Annotated in this window: 12 protein-coding genes and 2 rRNA genes (1 of these 14 only partly in view); 4 read left to right on the plus strand and 10 right to left on the minus strand. The window is 46.6% G+C overall.

The window, feature by feature from the left end; translation table 11 throughout:
- Positions 1 to 1,342, plus strand: a 23S ribosomal RNA gene (locus ACZ5PW_RS09190); it begins 1,594 nt to the left of the window's first position.
- Between the two features lie 209 nt (positions 1,343 to 1,551).
- Positions 1,552 to 1,666: ribosomal RNA gene (gene rrf, locus ACZ5PW_RS09195) — 5S ribosomal RNA — on the plus strand.
- Positions 1,667 to 2,507: 841 nt separating this feature from the next.
- Here rrf and ACZ5PW_RS09200 read toward each other — a convergent pair.
- Complete coding sequence (locus ACZ5PW_RS09200) at positions 2,508 to 4,916, minus strand: acetate--CoA ligase family protein (protein ID WP_464560113.1); 2,409 nt, start codon at positions 4,914 to 4,916, stop codon at positions 2,508 to 2,510.
- Positions 4,917 to 5,228: 312 nt separating this feature from the next.
- Here ACZ5PW_RS09200 and ccsA point away from each other — a divergent pair, with 312 nt between their 5' ends.
- Positions 5,229 to 5,663 (plus strand): cytochrome c biogenesis protein CcsA, encoded by a 435-nt coding sequence (gene ccsA / locus ACZ5PW_RS09205; protein ID WP_464560115.1) that lies wholly within the window; start codon positions 5,229 to 5,231, stop codon positions 5,661 to 5,663.
- A gap of 116 nt (positions 5,664 to 5,779) precedes the next feature.
- Here the strand turns inward: ccsA and ACZ5PW_RS09210 are convergent, their stop codons facing one another.
- Positions 5,780 to 6,583 (minus strand): YkgJ family cysteine cluster protein, encoded by an 804-nt coding sequence (locus ACZ5PW_RS09210; RefSeq protein WP_464560117.1) that lies wholly within the window; start codon positions 6,581 to 6,583, stop codon positions 5,780 to 5,782.
- A gap of 522 nt (positions 6,584 to 7,105) precedes the next feature.
- Between ACZ5PW_RS09210 and ACZ5PW_RS09215 the strand changes: the two genes are divergently transcribed.
- Positions 7,106 to 8,155, plus strand: coding sequence for an acyltransferase family protein (locus tag ACZ5PW_RS09215; protein WP_464560119.1), 1,050 nt, complete (start codon positions 7,106 to 7,108; stop codon positions 8,153 to 8,155).
- 282 nt (positions 8,156 to 8,437) lie between these two features.
- Here ACZ5PW_RS09215 and ACZ5PW_RS09220 read toward each other — a convergent pair whose 3' ends face one another.
- The 8 genes from ACZ5PW_RS09220 to ACZ5PW_RS09255 form a co-directional block, all read right to left on the minus strand.
- The gene (locus tag ACZ5PW_RS09220; RefSeq protein WP_464560121.1) at positions 8,438 to 9,466 is read right to left on the minus strand and encodes an extracellular solute-binding protein; all 1,029 of its coding nucleotides are present in this window, start codon (positions 9,464 to 9,466) and stop codon (positions 8,438 to 8,440) included.
- A complete protein-coding gene (gene potC / locus ACZ5PW_RS09225) occupies positions 9,463 to 10,233 on the minus strand; it encodes a spermidine/putrescine ABC transporter permease PotC (RefSeq protein ID WP_464560123.1) in 771 nt (256 codons plus the stop codon). Before potC ends, ACZ5PW_RS09220 begins: the two co-directional genes overlap by 4 nt.
- Positions 10,230 to 11,084, minus strand: a complete 855-nt coding sequence (gene potB / locus ACZ5PW_RS09230; protein WP_464560125.1) for a spermidine/putrescine ABC transporter permease PotB — start codon at positions 11,082 to 11,084, stop codon at positions 10,230 to 10,232. Before potB ends, potC begins: the two co-directional genes overlap by 4 nt.
- A complete protein-coding gene (gene potA / locus ACZ5PW_RS09235; protein WP_464560127.1) occupies positions 11,074 to 12,192 on the minus strand; it encodes a spermidine/putrescine ABC transporter ATP-binding protein PotA in 1,119 nt (372 codons plus the stop codon). Before potA ends, potB begins: the two co-directional genes overlap by 11 nt.
- Before the next feature lie 638 nt (positions 12,193 to 12,830).
- Positions 12,831 to 13,100, minus strand: a complete 270-nt coding sequence (locus tag ACZ5PW_RS09240; protein ID WP_464560129.1) for a hypothetical protein — start codon at positions 13,098 to 13,100, stop codon at positions 12,831 to 12,833.
- Positions 13,101 to 13,114: 14 nt separating this feature from the next.
- Positions 13,115 to 13,669, minus strand: a complete 555-nt coding sequence (locus tag ACZ5PW_RS09245; RefSeq protein ID WP_464560131.1) for a GNAT family N-acetyltransferase — start codon at positions 13,667 to 13,669, stop codon at positions 13,115 to 13,117.
- A gap of 89 nt (positions 13,670 to 13,758) precedes the next feature.
- Positions 13,759 to 14,031 carry a hypothetical protein gene (locus ACZ5PW_RS09250; RefSeq protein ID WP_464560133.1) on the minus strand — a complete coding sequence of 91 codons (273 nt, stop codon included), beginning with the start codon at positions 14,029 to 14,031 and terminating at the stop codon, positions 13,759 to 13,761.
- A 268-nt stretch (positions 14,032 to 14,299) separates the two neighbouring features.
- Positions 14,300 to 15,697, minus strand: coding sequence for a sigma 54-interacting transcriptional regulator (locus ACZ5PW_RS09255; RefSeq protein WP_464560135.1), 1,398 nt, complete (start codon positions 15,695 to 15,697; stop codon positions 14,300 to 14,302).
- Positions 15,698 to 16,032 lie beyond the last annotated feature (335 nt).

Raw genomic sequence — 16,032 nt, forward strand, 5'->3', positions numbered from 1 at the left:
ACTGCCTAGAAAAGCTTCTAAGTTTAGCACTTGTTGACCGTACCGCAAACCAACACAGGTAGTCGGGTCGAGTAGACCAAGGCGCTTGAGAGAACTCTGGTTAAGGAACTCGGCAAAATGATCCCGTAAGTTAGCGATAAGGGATGCTCCCGACGGTGAAGTTATTTACTATCCGAGCTGTCAGGAGCCGCAGAGAATCGGGGGGGGCGACTGTTTACTAAAAACATAGGTCTATGCTAAGTCGTAAGACGATGTATATGGACTGACGCCTGCCCGGTGCTGGAAGGTTAAAAGGAGGTGTTAGACTTCGGTCGAAGCTCCGAATTGAAGCCCCAGTAAACGGCGGCCGTAACTATAACGGTCCTAAGGTAGCGAAATTCCTTGTCGGGTAAGTTCCGACCTGCACGAATGGCGTAACGATCTCCCCACTGTCTCAACCAGAGACTCAGTGAAATTGAATTACCGGTGAAAATGCCGGTTACCCGCGGTAAGACGGAAAGACCCTGTGCACCTTTACTATAGCTTGACATTGGGTTTAGGGCTATCATGTGTAGGATAGGTGGGAGGCTTTGAAGTCGGCACGCTAGTGTCGGTGGAGCCAACCTTGAAATACCACCCTTGATAGTCTTGAATTCTAATCCAACGCCGTTATCCGGCTTGGAGACAGTGTCTGGTGGGTAGTTTGACTGGGGCGGTCGCCTCCCAAAGAGTAACGGAGGCTTGCAAAGGTTCCCTCAGGCTGATTGGAAACCAGCCGTTGAGTGCAAAGGCATAAGGGAGCTTGACTGTAAGACAGACATGTCGAGCAGGAACGAAAGTTGGTCTTAGTGATCCGGTGGTCCCGCATGGAAGGGCCATCGCTCATAGGATAAAAGGTACGCCGGGGATAACAGGCTGATCGCGCCCAAGAGTTCACATCGACGGCGCGGTTTGGCACCTCGATGTCGGCTCATCACATCCTGGGGCTGAAGCAGGTCCCAAGGGTTCGGCTGTTCGCCGATTAAAGTGGTACGCGAGCTGGGTTTAAAACGTCGTGAGACAGTTTGGTCCCTATCTACCGTGGGCGTAGGAGAATTGAAAAGGGTCTGCCCCTAGTACGAGAGGACCGGGGTGGACGAACCTCTGGTGTTCCTGTTGTCGCGCCAGCGGCACTGCAGGGTAGCTATGTTCGGAAGGGATAACCGCTGAAAGCATCTAAGCGGGAAGCCTGCCTTGAGATTAGTTCTCCCTATGCTTAACGCATCTGAAGATTCCAGGTAGACCACCTGGTTGATAGGCCGGAGGTGTAAGTGTGGCGACACACTCAGCTGACCGGTACTAATAAATCGTGCGACTTATCTTTCTTCTCTTCCCTATAACTTTAATTTTGCGTATTGCACGCCATCTGCGAATTTTTAAATCTGAGCCAACTGCTCATGTATTGAGAATACACTTCGCATCTGGCTTCAGATTGATAAAATTCACATCTGACGCACACTACACAAAATTGAGTTGTAGAAAAAATCTTCTCTGTTTTAACAATATATTTTGCTCATCGTAGCAGGCAAATTTGCTTGCGACCACTGAGGAGAGGCCACACCCGACCCCATTCCGAACTCGGAAGTTAAGCTCTCCATCGCCGATGATACTGCTGGGTAGCCAGTGGGAAAGTAGGTCGTCGCAAGCTTTTATTTCAAAGCCCCCTTGTGAACAAGGGGGCTTTCTTGCGTTTAATGCAGGAAATTTGAGCGGAGGGGGAAGGTCGTGTGAGTCTAAATTAACTGGTAAATATATAGAAATAATATTGATGAAATTGATGTCTCAGTGATATATGAAGACCTTTCAGGCCATTCAAAAGTGCACTTCAATCAATATTAAAAGGAATTAAATGAGCCTATATAATGCTGTTGTGGTTTTTGCTCTTCTTCTGTTTGCAGGATTCTATTTTTTTTCTGGGAATCAAGGTTGAATGTTCCGAATGTTCAAAAACTTCTCGGACACTCAGTTTCAAGCAGCTTGGGACGGTTCTGTTAATTTCCTTGATTTCCCTTGAGGCTGTGAAAATTTATAAGGGCAACTACAAATCAGTCATCACAGATGTAATATTCTGGGCCATGATTTGGTATCTTTTCAGTTCCGCTCCAAAATATTTCTGTCGGACCTGTATGAAGGGGCTTCCCTTGATAGAGGGAAATATAAAGAAACGAAGTCTCTTTTATTAGCCCATCATTAATTACTTATTCCACGGTTATCTGCACTGTTATAAGCCAGTTGGACTTATGGGACACCGCCTGCTTTTCTCTGCTACAGTAAGCCAAACAATTTTCCTAAAGAAAACCGTTCTAAATGTGCATGGCCTACACAGATAGAGCGGTGTATATTTTGGGACAATACCTTCACTTAGAGTGCGAATCCTGTTTAAACTTATCAAGATTATTGCTGCAAATCTCTGTCGAACGGTATTACCCTGATTTTAGCTAAACAATCCCATTTTCCAACGGCAGGAAGTCCTAGGACAGCTATGCTCTTTAGACACTACCATGAGTCAGCCTGATCGTATCGGCATGCAAGCGGGCCTTTGAGTATAACGCAATGGCCGCAACGGCACGGTCGCAGACTTGAAAAACAGGCACTCCATTTTCCCTCAGCAGATCACGCAGCGGATCGAACAACCTTCCGCCATCCACAACACCCAGCAGTGGTTTCTTGCTCTCCCTGACGATATCCATAATGAGGCCGGCGATTGAGTTCTCATCTTCCATGGAAAAATCAGGCACAGTCGGTTCGGCGAGGGAATGCACTACCGGAGACAAAGGGCCGAGGCTGACTACGATTGAATCCACCTCAGGAGCTTTAATCAGTTCCTCTACTACTTTGGCGTGAACCTGATCATCAGCGGCAGGAGTTATATCCAGTGGATTCTGAACCGTGATGAGCTTATCAATGTGCTTCTCCCGCAGTATTGCACTGATTCCTTCAACTGTTTCAGGGCGGAAGGCTGAAAGTTCCATATCATAATCGTCAGATTGGATGGAATCTGCCATTCCAACGGCTTCAAACCCCGCGCCACTTACCGCCGCGAGGCGATTGCCGGAAATGCACTTACCTGCAAGTTTTTCCGCGAGCATGAATAGATCCTGAAACTCCTGAAATGTGCGGGCCACAATTGCTCCCGCCTGCTGCACACAACTTTCACAGACCATGTAATCTCCGGCGAGGGAGGCGGTATGTCCGCTGGTTGCTGTCTTGCCTTCGGGAGTGCGCCCGGCCTTGTAAAAGACGACTTCCTTACCGTTTAAAACCGCCTGCCGGACCGCACGGCAGAATTCAAGGCCATCCAGATCATTGAATCCCTCGGCATAGACGGCAATCACATCAACGTCGTCGCAGTCCTTGAAGTACCGGACCATGTCGCCAAGAGTCAGGTCGGTCTGATTACCCATGGATACCATAAAGGCGGGATTCAGCTCGGGGCACTGACTGGAACGGTGCAGCATGAAAGCTCCACTCTGGCTGATGAGTGCTGCCCGCTGTATTGGAGAATTACGATTTTTTGGAAATTTTTCCTCAGGTATAAACCAAGTATCGTAATTACCGGGCCGAGAAACCACACCCATGCAGTTGGCTCCAAGGAATACCGGACCTCCGCCCGGTTCAGCATGACGCTCATTGATGCGGGCGATCACCTGCGCGGCACGTTCCCGGCTCTCTTCGGTTTCGCCCATTCCGCCGGGAATAAGCATTACTGACGCCGCACAGTCAAGATTCACAATTTCATCCACAAGGTCAGGAACATGCTGCGCCGCAATGGCCACAACGAAAAGATCGAGCCTGTCTCTAAGCGACTTCAGGTCCGGAATACAGCGCACTCCGTCAAGCTTATCCTGACCTTCCTTGATAAGCACCACATTGTCAGGATGAAATCCCTCAGCGAGAATGTTTTCCAGAATAATGCGCCCGAAATTACGCCGCGTGGCTGATGCTCCGATAATTCCAATATGCTGAGGATGGAGCAGGTTATGAATTTTGTGAGCGGGTCGGGTAACAGGCGTGGCTTGCGGACTGGAAAACTTGCACAGTCCGTCCAAAGGGACCATCAAATATTCAGTGAATGCAAACGGATTGATTTCCAATTCTTCAATTATAAAAGGGGCCTCTGAATTTGAAGGCGAAAAATATCTGCCCATCTCAATGAAGGAGTCAAAACATTCAATGAGCTGCTCATCGGTGACAACGCGTCGCTGACCACGGGTAAGCCCTGCCAGCTTCTTATATGAGATTGTGCTACGGAAAAGTTTGAAAAAATCACGCCCGTCCACCATTTCCGTGGAGGCTGCGACTATGGCCTGTCCTTTGCGGAACCTTTCTGCATATAGTTCGGTGTCCGTTCCACCCAGCCCGGCACTGATGATGGTCCCGAATTCACGGGTTCGGCGCAGGCCGACAATGAGCTCATTTCCGAATGAATCCGAATCCGGGGGCATGAACTGGACCTGCAGTACTCCCTTCAGATCACGGCTGATGGCCTGGACCAATGCTTCGCCCCTGAGTCCGCGATATTGCTCGGGAGCATGCCCCGGATTGCGTTCGACCATGGCCGCATAATTTTCCGGTACTTCATACATCATGGAACGCACGGCTGAGCGGATTTTGGAAGCCTGTTTTTTTACAACGCGGACACCACCCACTTCGGTTTTGTGGATGATGGTCGGTGAAACTATTTTTAGTACAGTCTTATCTCCGGGGATGGCGGTTAGTTCTTCATCTGAAAAGCGCGCACCACGGGGCAGCAGATTGGATGCCGGAGGAGTTTCCGCTCCGGAATTGGCCAGAAGATTATAAACTTCATATTCAAAAAGAAAATTCCGGCCTTCGCTGTCTGCGCTGCGAAAGAGGTCGGTGATGGTTTCAAAATTTATTTCATTTTCTATGAACATTTGTTTCTCTTTTATTTGATATGATTCAAAATGGGCATAAGCATCAAGCCAATACATGCTGCAGGCAAAACAATACTCACGGGCAAAGATTGTCGGCTACTTTCGGAGATGCGTAAAGGCTAAATTTTAAAGATCTATTCAACCCTCCGAAATCAATTTTTACACGTCTGTTTCATCATAAGTTAAATTCAGACTTAATTGATGTAGATTCTCATCCGCAGTCGTGCTAGAGTAAGTGACAGCTTACGTCAGTGGCAATGGATATTGTTGCTTTCAAAAATAGCTGAGTTTTAAATTGAAAAAGAGGATAAGATGCCGGTTACTTTGATTTTACATATTGCGATAAGTTCGCTGGGTTATCTGCTTTTCGGGGCGGCTTTCGCAATTTCATGCGTATATATATACCGTGACCATAGGATAAAAACCAAGCAGTATAAAATGGGTGACCGCTTTCCGTGGAGTCTGAACCAGCTTGACCGCGCGCTTTTTATTTCCCTTGTCGCCGGATTTGCGTTCATGGGGGGCGGATTGCTGCTTGGAGTCTATGTACATAAGCTTGTTTACGGTGTGATAGATCTTACATCACCCCGTTTGGTATTTCCGTTCTTTATCTGGCTGTTTTATCTCGCTCTGCTCCTGTTCCGTCTTCTGACCGGGCTAAGGGGAAGGATTCCCGCTCAGCTTGCAGCCTGCGGTTTTTCCTGCGCGGCGCTTTCATTTCTTTTTGAGCTGCATATTGCCGGATAGACGCCTTCATGATGATTTAATTTGCATATAGAGTTTAACAAACTTCAAGGGCCGACTAAAAATTAGTCGGCCCTTTTTGTTGGAATTTTAATGGATGTACTTCATACTTTTGAAGTTTACCCGGATACACCCTTTGCAAAAAAAGGTTTTCCAGCCAACCAGCCCCGAGCAAGCTCACCGATGTTATCAGTTCCATGCTCCAGAATCAGATTAACTGCTCGAGGCAGGAGCAGAAAACCAGTTTCAAGCCCTTTTTCTCTGGCGCCGTTTAAAAGGCCCAGTTGGATACTGTCTGCCAGAATTCTGGGGAACGGGTGGTTCTCAATCGGAGCTAGAGCGTCACCTGACTGGTTGCTATGTTTGCACATTTCCGCACTGACTGAGTTCCAGCCCCGGCATACTAGAGGACGGGCCGGATAAATAGAGCAGGTTTCTTCTCCCATAAAGAGGCATGGGTGCAGGTGTCTTTCCATACCTATCTGTTGACGGGATTTACCTTTGAGGTTTTCGAGGAGTGACTTAGTTTTATCTTTGAGCTCAAGAAGCTGCTTTGCATTTCTGGTTTCCAAAAGATGCATCCCAAGATAAAGAGCTTCGGGTTCTGTTAAGGAAACCTGATTGATACAACAGTAAGTACAACCCTGCTTACAGGCGGGTGGGGGATTCAAAATTGTCTGTTCTACCAGTTTCCCAAAAATATCAAAAGATTCCTGCATCAACTGGTAAAGACTTTGCTTTGCCTCTGCTGTTGAAGCTACATCCAGTTTATCTAAAAGCGTTTTGCGCCTTTCCTCGGAAATCCTGAGAGCTATTTCTTCGTATTGCGAATGGGTGTTTAATGGTTGGGGCCTATTCTTAGTGGATTTAGGAGTTTTTCTTTTCCCGGGTTTGTTCTGCCGTGCTTTTGGTTTGGAAGACATTTAGTGTTACCTCAAGTTACAATGCTGGCAGAACAATCAATGGTTAGTAACCAGTATATCCTGCAATTGATGGTTAAACCTGAGTTAATCATTTTTCATGCCATTAAAGTGGAGTAGATTGTCTAGGTGTTTTTATTGAGTCTGTTTTTTAAGGTATTGTTAATACAAGTTAATTTTGGAAAGTAGAGTCGCAGTATGTTGGCACTTTTAGATTTGTTATGTGTATTTTTTCAATAAAAGAGAATTTTTAGTTCTTCTTTGTGGTCTAAAGAGAACTATTGGTTCTTGTGGTCAGCCCTTGGCTGTTAACGGTATTATGAAGAAATGAGAGTGGGGCTGTTCGAATAGGAATTTTAAGTTCGCATCCAATGGGGAGTAACAGCCTCATTTTCTTATATTACAGCCTTTTATTTGATGGCATGTATGTTGATAACAAACCGGAGTACATAATTTTTCATGCATTGACAGGTGTCAGAGTGACATTGCCTGTTTTATGATGAATAAATATTCCGGGAGCGGGCGTTGGGAATAATAAGGCTGCTGCTTGCTATTGCTGTCTGTAACTCTCATTTCGAGTTGACTGATCTTCCGATGGTTGACGGACATGAGGCGGTACTGACTTTTTTCGCGGTATCAGGTTTTTATATGGCTATGATTCTGCAGGAGAGGAACGAATCTCCGTCGATATTTTATAGAAACCGGATATTATCATTGTACCCTATGTTTTTGTTTGCTGTGACTGTAAGTGCTTTTTTTCTTTTCTTTTTTGATGCTCATCCCCTTATATCCCGGCCCCAGATGTTAGAATTTCTTGGTAATCCATGGGGATTCGCTGTCGTATTGTGGACTTCTTTGTGTGTGGTGGGACAGGAACTGCTTTTCAGTGTCGGTCTGACAGAGGGTGGGAGTCTGCAATTCGTAACCGGGACAATGCCCAGTCTGTATAATTGTGTTTTTCTGGTGCAGGCATGGTCGCTATCATTTGAAATTATATTTTATCTTCTGGCTCCTTTTCTTGTTCGTTTGAAGTTGGAGATCCTTCTGCTTCTGAGTTTTGCAAGCCTTCTATTGAGATTGGCAATTGTTATGACTTCCCTTTCGGAGTATGATTTTTTCCTGCGTTTCTTTCCTGCTGATTTCTGGCTGTTCGGGTTTGGAATCATTTCTTTCAGATTTTATAGAGCGCTTCCTAAGTCTGCCTCTGTATTTGATTATTCGGCTTTCTTTGTCCTGATTGTGCTTGCCTTTGTCGCCGGAGGAGTGAGCAGCGTTTATGAACCCTTTTTTCTCCCAGTGTCTGCCCTTATCCTGCAGCCTTTTATTTTCAGGGCGTTCCAGTCGCTTCTGCTTGACTGTGTCGTAGGCAAAATCACTTATCCCTTTTATCTGCTGCATTATACCGTGATAGGCCTGTTTGAGGAGTATTCTGATGATCCGCTGGGATGGCAGGTGGTAGCCGTTACAATGATGGCTGCGTTGATTGCTTTTCTTTTTTTCAGCCCCGGACTTAGAGTACTGAAATCAAAAATCAACGGTCGTTTTAACGGCAATCCCACTCCTGAGCCTGCTTAAAAGGTCATTCCCCGTGGGGCTGTGCTTATGCTTTCGGTAATATTGTGTGCTGCAGAGAAATGCGTTTATCTGTTTCAGCAAGATTAAATGGATTAGAGCCCTTGGCTTTGAGTGTTGGGCTTTGGGGGGAGTTATAAAAAACAATGGAACGATACGTATCTGAATATGTATCGTTCCAGTGTTTTATTTTATGACTTTGTCAAGCAGTCTGTTGAGTTAGAGTCTACCGCCAAATCAGGTCCCGCTTTGCTTTGCAGAGGCTTGATATCTGAGTTGAGGCAACTAATTAGTTTTCAGCTTTATCCAGTATTCATCATAAAGCTTCATGGATTCTCCTAAATAGTCCTGAAACTCCCCGCGTTCGATGACTTCCTCGGAAGGGTAGACGATCGGGTTGTTCCTCACATTTTCTGGAATAAGATCCATAGCTTTGGCGTTGGGTGTCGAGTAGCCCATCTCAGATGATATCTTTGCTGCAACATCGGGGCGTAGCAGGTAGTTCAGAAATGCATGTGCTTCGTCGATGTTTTTTGCGCCTTTGGGAATACACAGTGAATCCATCCAGAGGTTGTTTCCTTCAACCGGATAAATGTACTTGATATCCGGGTTTTCCTGATTGGCAATGAATGCTTCTCCGTTGAAAACTACACCAGCCGCCACTTCTCCTGCCAGAAGAGCCTGTTTGGGTGAATCGGAGTCGAAAACAAGGACATTGGGAATCAGTGATTTAAGTTGCTGGTATGCCTCTTCAATGTGCGCGGGATCAGTTTCGTTGAGGGAGTATCCCAGCACTCTCAAAGCAAGAGCAAATACTTCGCGTGGTTCATTTGGCAGAAGCAGCCTGCCCTTGAGTTCCGGTTTCCAGAGATCCGCAATGGATGTGATCTTATTATTGCCTAGAGTGGCGGTGTTTACAGCTATTGATGTTGAACCCCACATATATGGAACTGAATACATGTTTTCCGGATCGAAGGACTTATTGGTGAATCTGGGCGCAAGGTTGGCAAAATTGCTCAGTTTGTTTTTATCCAGAGGAACCAGAAGGCCCTGACGGCGCATCAGGCTTACATAGTCCGAGGAGGGGACTATCAGGTCGTATCCCTGCCCGGTCAGTTTAACCTTGGTGTACATGGCTTCATTGCTGTCATAATTGGACATGTGGACCTTGATCCCGGTTTCTTTGGTGAAGTTTTCCACCACTTCGTCCGGGATGTATTCGGACCAGATGTAGAGAAAAAGTTCACCGTTTCCGGCAAAGGCGGGCATGCTGCAAAACAGGACCATGGCGAAAGCCAGCAGTGTTTTTTTCATCTTTTTTTCTCCTTGAGCAGCCGCCGGGATAGAATTACGGCAGCTACGGTTATCACTATCATCACCACACTCAGTGCGTTGACATCGGGTTTTATACCAAGACGGACCATTGAATAAATGCGCAAGGGCAACACTTCATAGGTCGGGCCTGTAGTGAAAAAGCTTATTATTACATCATCCAGTGAGAGTGTAAGGCTCAGCAGCCATCCGGCCATGAGTCCCGGAAGGGCCATCGGAATTACAATTTTCCTGAACACCTGATATTCGCTGGCCCCCAGATCGCGGGCAGCTTCAACAACGGTCCTGTCGAAGCCCTTGAAACGTGAGTATACAGTAGCGGTAACAAAGGGCACACAAAGGGTTACATGCCCCATGAGCAGGGTCCAGAATCCCAGGGTCAACCCGGCTCCCAGAAACAGCACCAGCAGGGAAATACCGATAACTATGTCCGGCGACATCATCATTACGAATATGCTGCCGAAAACAGCCCCGCGTCCTTTGAAGCGGTATTGGTGCAGCATGAAAGCGGCTATTGTTCCGATCAGACAGGCTATCGTTGCTGAAATTACGGCAATGGTCATGGAGCGCAGGGCCGCATCAATCAGGGTGGTGTTGGAAAGCAGCTTGCCGTACCACTTAAGGGTGAATCCTTTCCATGAGAGAGAGTATTTGGAGGCATTGAAAGAGTATACAGCCATGACCGCCAGAGGGAGATACAGGAAAGTATACACCAGTGCGACATAAGCGGATTTGATCAATCTGGTCATATCTTGAGCCTCCTTCCCGAGCGGCGCATGCTTCGGTAGTACAGGGCGAGCAGGACCATCATCATGAGGGTTAATGCAAAGGAAGCAGCAGCCCCCATGGGCAGGTCTCTCGCAGTAAGAAACTGGTCGCGGATATAGTTGCCGAGGAGCATGGTACGCGCGCCGCCGAGAATGTCAGGAATATAAAACATTCCAAGGGCGGGGAGAAATACCAGCATGCAGCCGGACAGAATCCCAGGCATGGTCAGGGGAATGGTGATTTTGCGGAATATCATCCATTTTCCGGCTCCGAGATCTCTGGCGGATTCAAGCAGCCTGTGGTCCAGTTTTTCGATCGCGGCGTAAAGCGGCAGAATCATGAACGGGAGCAGTGTGTATACCAGCCCTATAAATATTGCGGACTGGGTGTACATGATTTTGATGGGAGCATCGATCAGACCGCAGAACATGAGAGCCTTGTTCAGGATACCGTCAGCTTTGAGGACCGCCACCATGGCGTATGTCCTGATAAGGGTGTTGGTCCAGAAAGGTATCATCACCAACAGAAGCATAAGCCGTGAAGTGCTTTTGGGTGCACGCGCAGTGATATAGGCAAACGGGTATCCCACCAGCAGACAGAGAAGTGTGGCTGTACCCGCCATCAGCAGGGATTGGGCGAGCATGGTCCCCAGTGCCGGTTCAAAAAGTCTGAAGTAGCTCTCCATTGAAAAAACAGGACTGATGATTTTGTCGGGGTCGCGGGTCATGAAGCTTATTCCCACAAGCATCAGGGTGGGGATAATTCCGAATAAAGCGATCCAGCCGAGAACACCGACAATGATGAATCTTTTGAATAGCTGTCTATCCTTCATGGGGCAGCACTACCTCCCATCCTTCAAACCAGCCCACCGCGACCTGGTCTCCGGGATGGAAATAAAGGGTCTCGGCATCTTCATCGAAAAATTCGGAAACCAGAATTTTCTTACCGTCATCAAGGATGATGTCCAGGTCGTAGGTTGCTCCTTTGTAATAAGTGTTTTCCACTCTTCCTTTGAGCAGTGCCTTGGAGAACTTTTCAGCCAGTTCGGGGTCGTCCTTTACTTCGCGCATTACTTCTACCCGGAAATCTTCTGGTCTGAGCAGAACGTGTATTCTGTCTCCTTTGGAAAAATCCCGGCCTGATTTTACGATGACCGGTACTCCTTCAACTTCAGCGTTGAAACCGGTCGCGTTTTTTTCGGTTATAACTCCATCTAGTATGTTTATTTCACCTACGAAACGGGCAACATAGAGGTTTACAGGATCTTCATAAATTTCACGGGGTGTGCCGATCTGCTCAATACGCCCTCCGTTCATGACAACCACCCGGTCAGACATGGTGAATGCCTCTTCCTGGTCGTGTGTGACCAGTATGAAAGTAATACCGAGAGTACGCTGAAGCTCTTTGAGTTCTTTCTGCATCTCCTTGCGCAGACGGTAATCAAGGGCTGACATCGGCTCGTCCAGAAGCAGCAGCCGGGGCTTGTTGACTATGGCGCGGGCAATGGCAACCCTTTGCTGCTGACCGCCGGATAGTTCTCCGGGCATGCGCTGCCCTTTATCTTCAAGGCGGACCAACTTTAGTGCCTTTTCAACTTCACTGGCAATGTCAGTGGCTTTCATCTTTGCTATTTTGAGACCGAAGGCGACATTGTCATAAACGGTCATGTGAGGGAAAAGGGCGTAGCTCTGAAATACAGTGTTGACCGGACGTGATTCCGGTTCAACTCCGGACATTGATTTACCGTCAAGATGAATCGTGCCCCCGTCACATTTCTCAAAGCCACCGAGAAGACGCAACACGGTAGTTTTGCCGCAACCGGAAGGGCCCAGCAGAGTCAGAAATTCTCCATCTTCTACAGACAGGGACAGGCTTTCCACAGCCATGGTCCCTTCAAATGACTTTGATACCTCGGATAATTCAATGACCTTGTTCGCCATTACTACCCCTTTTTTGTCTTTAGCCCTTCCGGGCATTGCTTAATTACAGGAAAACGAGCCAGAATAAAATTTGCATGATCTCTTTTTTCTGTTCAACTGATTTTTGTGCAGGCAATTTACTTAATCTAATGAACATCTAATCGCATTGGATTTGGTGCGGCATGCCCTTAGGGGCGTTTTTTTTACTTGTACTTCCTGCTGAACTTCTCTCAGTCTTATGACAGCGGTTCAATTGCGACCCCGCTATACCCATGATGAGTTTTATGGCAAGCCATTTTTTTATTATTGATCATGATTTTGGCAATACGATGTCCGGCGTGCTTTAGCTTCTTGTATGCAAAATAGCTTTTCTCTTTTCTGGTCAGCAGGCAGGTTAACTCATGTCACTGGGCTCAGATTATGCCGGAGGACTCAATTCAGCATTCGTTAACTGTCCGTACTCACAATAGGTGATGTGGGATGTCTTTCAAGTCGCGGAATATAAAAAAGGGCAGCGGGCCTCATACCCGCTACCCGATTAAAATCTGGGTGTTGCCTGCGGCTTGTCGTATTACACCTTTGCTGTGTTAAGAACCGGGGAGATTCCGGCTGGTCTGCTGCTTTAAAGGTAAATATAGTTTTTACCGTGACAGCAGCAGTTACCAGGCGTCCTCTTCTCCAAAATTCATCTCGTCTTCCAGGGTGTAGCTTTGTACCTTGATACTGATTTCGTCTTCATTCTCGGTTACCAGACCCTGCACGGTTATCCATCTGTCTATGTAATTCGTGAGAATTCTGCTGAACTCGTTTTTTTCAAGGATGCATTCTTCCTCACCGTCCACGAGCAGAATGAGATCTGAGATGTCTTCACCGTCCCATCCGGCGGGCAGGATCTGTCCATATAGTGTGTCCTGATATATTTCAGACATAGCTTTCCCCGTGGTTACTGGTTCAGTTCATCTGTATTGCCGGAGTACAGGTCGCAGCAATAAACAATCCCCCCGTTTTCAGGTGTGAATTGTTTGATGTAGCGTGTTTCGTGGAAAAAATCGTTGGCTTCGCAAAAAAGACGCGCGGCTTCGAATGCACGATCCGTTTTTGTCTCCATAAATATACGGCTTCCACCTTCATTCTCGACCAGTCTGTTCATTTCAGAGATGAGGGCGGAGCCTATTCCGAGGCGTTGAAATTCAGGTTCTACGGCCAAGGCGTACATTTCATAATTGCCGGGCCAGTAGGGTATAGATCCGAAGCAGATAAAGCCGACTATCAGTTCCTGTCCATCTTCGTTGATGGTTGCCTTGATAAATCTGTCGGACCCGTTACCGTCGCCATAAGCGATGTCCCATGCCAGCGATTCCGCAGAAATAATTTCCGACGATGAAAACAGTCCGCTTGCTGCGATCATGCTTAAAATTTTATCAACATCATCAGGTGTAATCCCCGAAGAGATTTCAACCTCGTGTGTTGCGACAGATGGATTTTCCTTTGGAATCATCTCTCTGCACCTTTGCTTTAAGTTCTGGCCTGCGTTAGGTGACGAGTGCGTCAAACAGTTGCGCTATGCCTGCTGTGGCGTGTTTTCCGTCAATCCTCGGCCGTTTCAATAGGTGTGAAGCTTTCCAGAAGAATAGACTCCACTCCATTGCTGCTATGAATAAAACCTGTGAAAACAGCCTCTTTGCGCGAAAGGTCTCGCAGCATCGGAAAGCATTCCAGATTCTCCACACGCAGTTCCCTTTCGTCCCTGCACGCGACAAGAATCTCGGTAACTTCAAAACGGGCATCCCATTGTGCAGGTAGAATCATTCCCCTGATGGTGGTCTTTACGTTTTGTTCTGATGTGGACGAATCTTTCATGTTTCCTCACGGCTATTTTTAACTGAACAGCATAAGCAGGAGTAGTGCCATTTTGTTAACATATTGAATTTAATGGTAAAAAATGAGAGCGTTGTATTCTGATGAGAATTCTAAGTTCTTTTTTAATGTTTACACACATAAAAAGCATTAACCCCGGCCTGTTTTGGAACAGTTCGGGGCTAATGATTTGCTCTTTAAATTACAATATTTAAGTAGTTTATGTAGATTTAAGAAATTTTAGTTCTTATCTGTGACAAGATAGGAATTTTTATTTCTTTTTTTTGTAGTCTGATTTCTTGAGACCATGCCGATTCATGAGTTTGCTTAATTGCCGGGTAGTGATTCCTGCTTTTTCCGCGGTGGTCTTGATAACCCCGCAACATTGTTCAAGCAGGCTGGAGAGGTACTGTTTCTCAAATTTATCCACTGTTATCTGACGGGCTTCTTTAAGTGGAAGATTGGTCTTGACCGGGGAGGTCACTACTTCACCCTGATTGTCCAGAAGGTCCGGGGGAAAACTGTCTGGTTGAAGAATATCTCCTGTTTCAAGAATACAGGCACGCTCAATGACGTTCTCAAGTTCGCGTACGTTTCCAGGCCAGTCGTATTCCAGCAGCGTATCCAGAACCTGTGGGTGGATACCTTTTATCTCAGTGTTCAGCAGTCCGTTGAACTGCCTTATGAATCCTTCCGAGAGTCTCGGTATGTCTTCACGTCTTTCCTTTAATGGAGGAATCCGTATGGGGAATACATTCAGTCTGTAAAAAAGATCACGGCGGAATTTACCTTCTTCGCAGAGTTGGCCCATATCTTCATTGGTTGCCGCGATTATGCGAACGTCTACGGAAAGATCATTTTCTCCTCCTACCCGTTGGATAATCCGTTCCTGAATAACATTAAGCAGCTTGACTTGAACCGACTGACTTACGGTTCCAATTTCATCAAGAAAGATTGTACCTTCATTGGCCAGTTCGAATCTTCCCAGCTTGCGGCGGATTGCCCCGGTAAAGGCTCCTTTTTCATGGCCGAATAATTCACTTTCAACGAGAGTGTCGGGAATTGCTCCGCAGTGGACGCTGATGAAAGGCATCTCTTTGCGGTTACTGTGTGCGTGGATCAGTTTAGCGATCAGGCTTTTTCCGGTTCCGGTTTCTCCGGTGAGCAGTACTGTTGTTCTGGTCCCTGCCACCTGACGGATTTTGGCAAAGACATCTCTCATGGCCTTACTGCGGGTGTCCACATATTCCAGGGAATCTTCATTCCAGAATTGTCCCCTGAGGTAGTCAAGTTCCGATTGGAGCACGTCTGATTCGCGGATTTTTTCCATTACCAGCCCGAGTTCTTCTTTTTCAATGGGGTGGGTAAGGTAATCAAAAGCTCCTGCTTTCACAGCATCCACAGCTTCCTTGGTCTGTTCCTCGCTGGCCAGTACAACTATTGCCGCGGAAGGGTAGTGCTGCCAAAGTCCTTCAAGGGCCTTGTTCATGGATTTGTTTTTTTTGAGTAGTGATTCCACATCCACAAATAGAGTGTCGACTTCTCGGTCATTTCCCGGGCTTGATGATTCGGTGGATATTTCGGTCAGAATTTTCTCAATCTGATTAACTTGGGATCCGTTCTCTTCCGTTTTGCTGCCATCGCGGGTGATTACAAGCATTTTTCGCATAACTTACAACTCCTCATAAAGCTTTTAAGGCTATGTCGCCTTGAGCACAATCAGAAAGTTTAGTGATTATGAATCTGTTTTCTGCTGACAAAAGAACTCTTAGTGTGAAATCCAGATAATAAATTAGATGAAACGGGGTAATGAAGAGTTATATTAAGGTTGGATTGTTCTAAAACTGGACATAAATCAGGAATTGTACTGATTTTGAACATGAGTGCCTGCTTATTTAGTGCGTCCACGAAGGTGGTAGTTGAATTACTGTTGATACATATAGAGAAGATAACAGGCCGATATATCGATTTTATTTTTTATGCTTCTCTCAATTATTGTCCACT

The sequence above is a fragment of the Maridesulfovibrio salinus genome, assembly GCF_055394525.1.

What these genes read in the sequence shown, in the direction of transcription:
- ACZ5PW_RS09210 (WP_464560117.1), bottom strand. Translation starts at nt 6,583, where the DNA reads ATGTCTTCCAAACCAAAAGCACGGCAGAACAAACCCGGGAAAAGAAAA.
- ACZ5PW_RS09250 (WP_464560133.1), bottom strand. Translation starts at nt 14,031, where the DNA reads ATGAAAGATTCGTCCACATCAGAACAAAACGTAAAGACCACCATCAGG.
- ACZ5PW_RS09255 (WP_464560135.1), bottom strand. Translation starts at nt 15,697, where the DNA reads ATGCGAAAAATGCTTGTAATCACCCGCGATGGCAGCAAAACGGAAGAG.
- potB (WP_464560125.1), bottom strand. Translation starts at nt 11,084, where the DNA reads ATGAAGGATAGACAGCTATTCAAAAGATTCATCATTGTCGGTGTTCTC.
- ACZ5PW_RS09220 (WP_464560121.1), bottom strand. Translation starts at nt 9,466, where the DNA reads ATGAAAAAAACACTGCTGGCTTTCGCCATGGTCCTGTTTTGCAGCATG.
- potA (WP_464560127.1), bottom strand. Translation starts at nt 12,192, where the DNA reads ATGGCGAACAAGGTCATTGAATTATCCGAGGTATCAAAGTCATTTGAA.
- ACZ5PW_RS09245 (WP_464560131.1), bottom strand. Translation starts at nt 13,669, where the DNA reads ATGATTCCAAAGGAAAATCCATCTGTCGCAACACACGAGGTTGAAATC.
- ACZ5PW_RS09200 (WP_464560113.1), bottom strand. Translation starts at nt 4,916, where the DNA reads ATGTTCATAGAAAATGAAATAAATTTTGAAACCATCACCGACCTCTTT.
- ccsA (WP_464560115.1), top strand. Translation starts at nt 5,229, where the DNA reads ATGCCGGTTACTTTGATTTTACATATTGCGATAAGTTCGCTGGGTTAT.
- ACZ5PW_RS09240 (WP_464560129.1), bottom strand. Translation starts at nt 13,100, where the DNA reads ATGTCTGAAATATATCAGGACACACTATATGGACAGATCCTGCCCGCC.
- potC (WP_464560123.1), bottom strand. Translation starts at nt 10,233, where the DNA reads ATGACCAGATTGATCAAATCCGCTTATGTCGCACTGGTGTATACTTTC.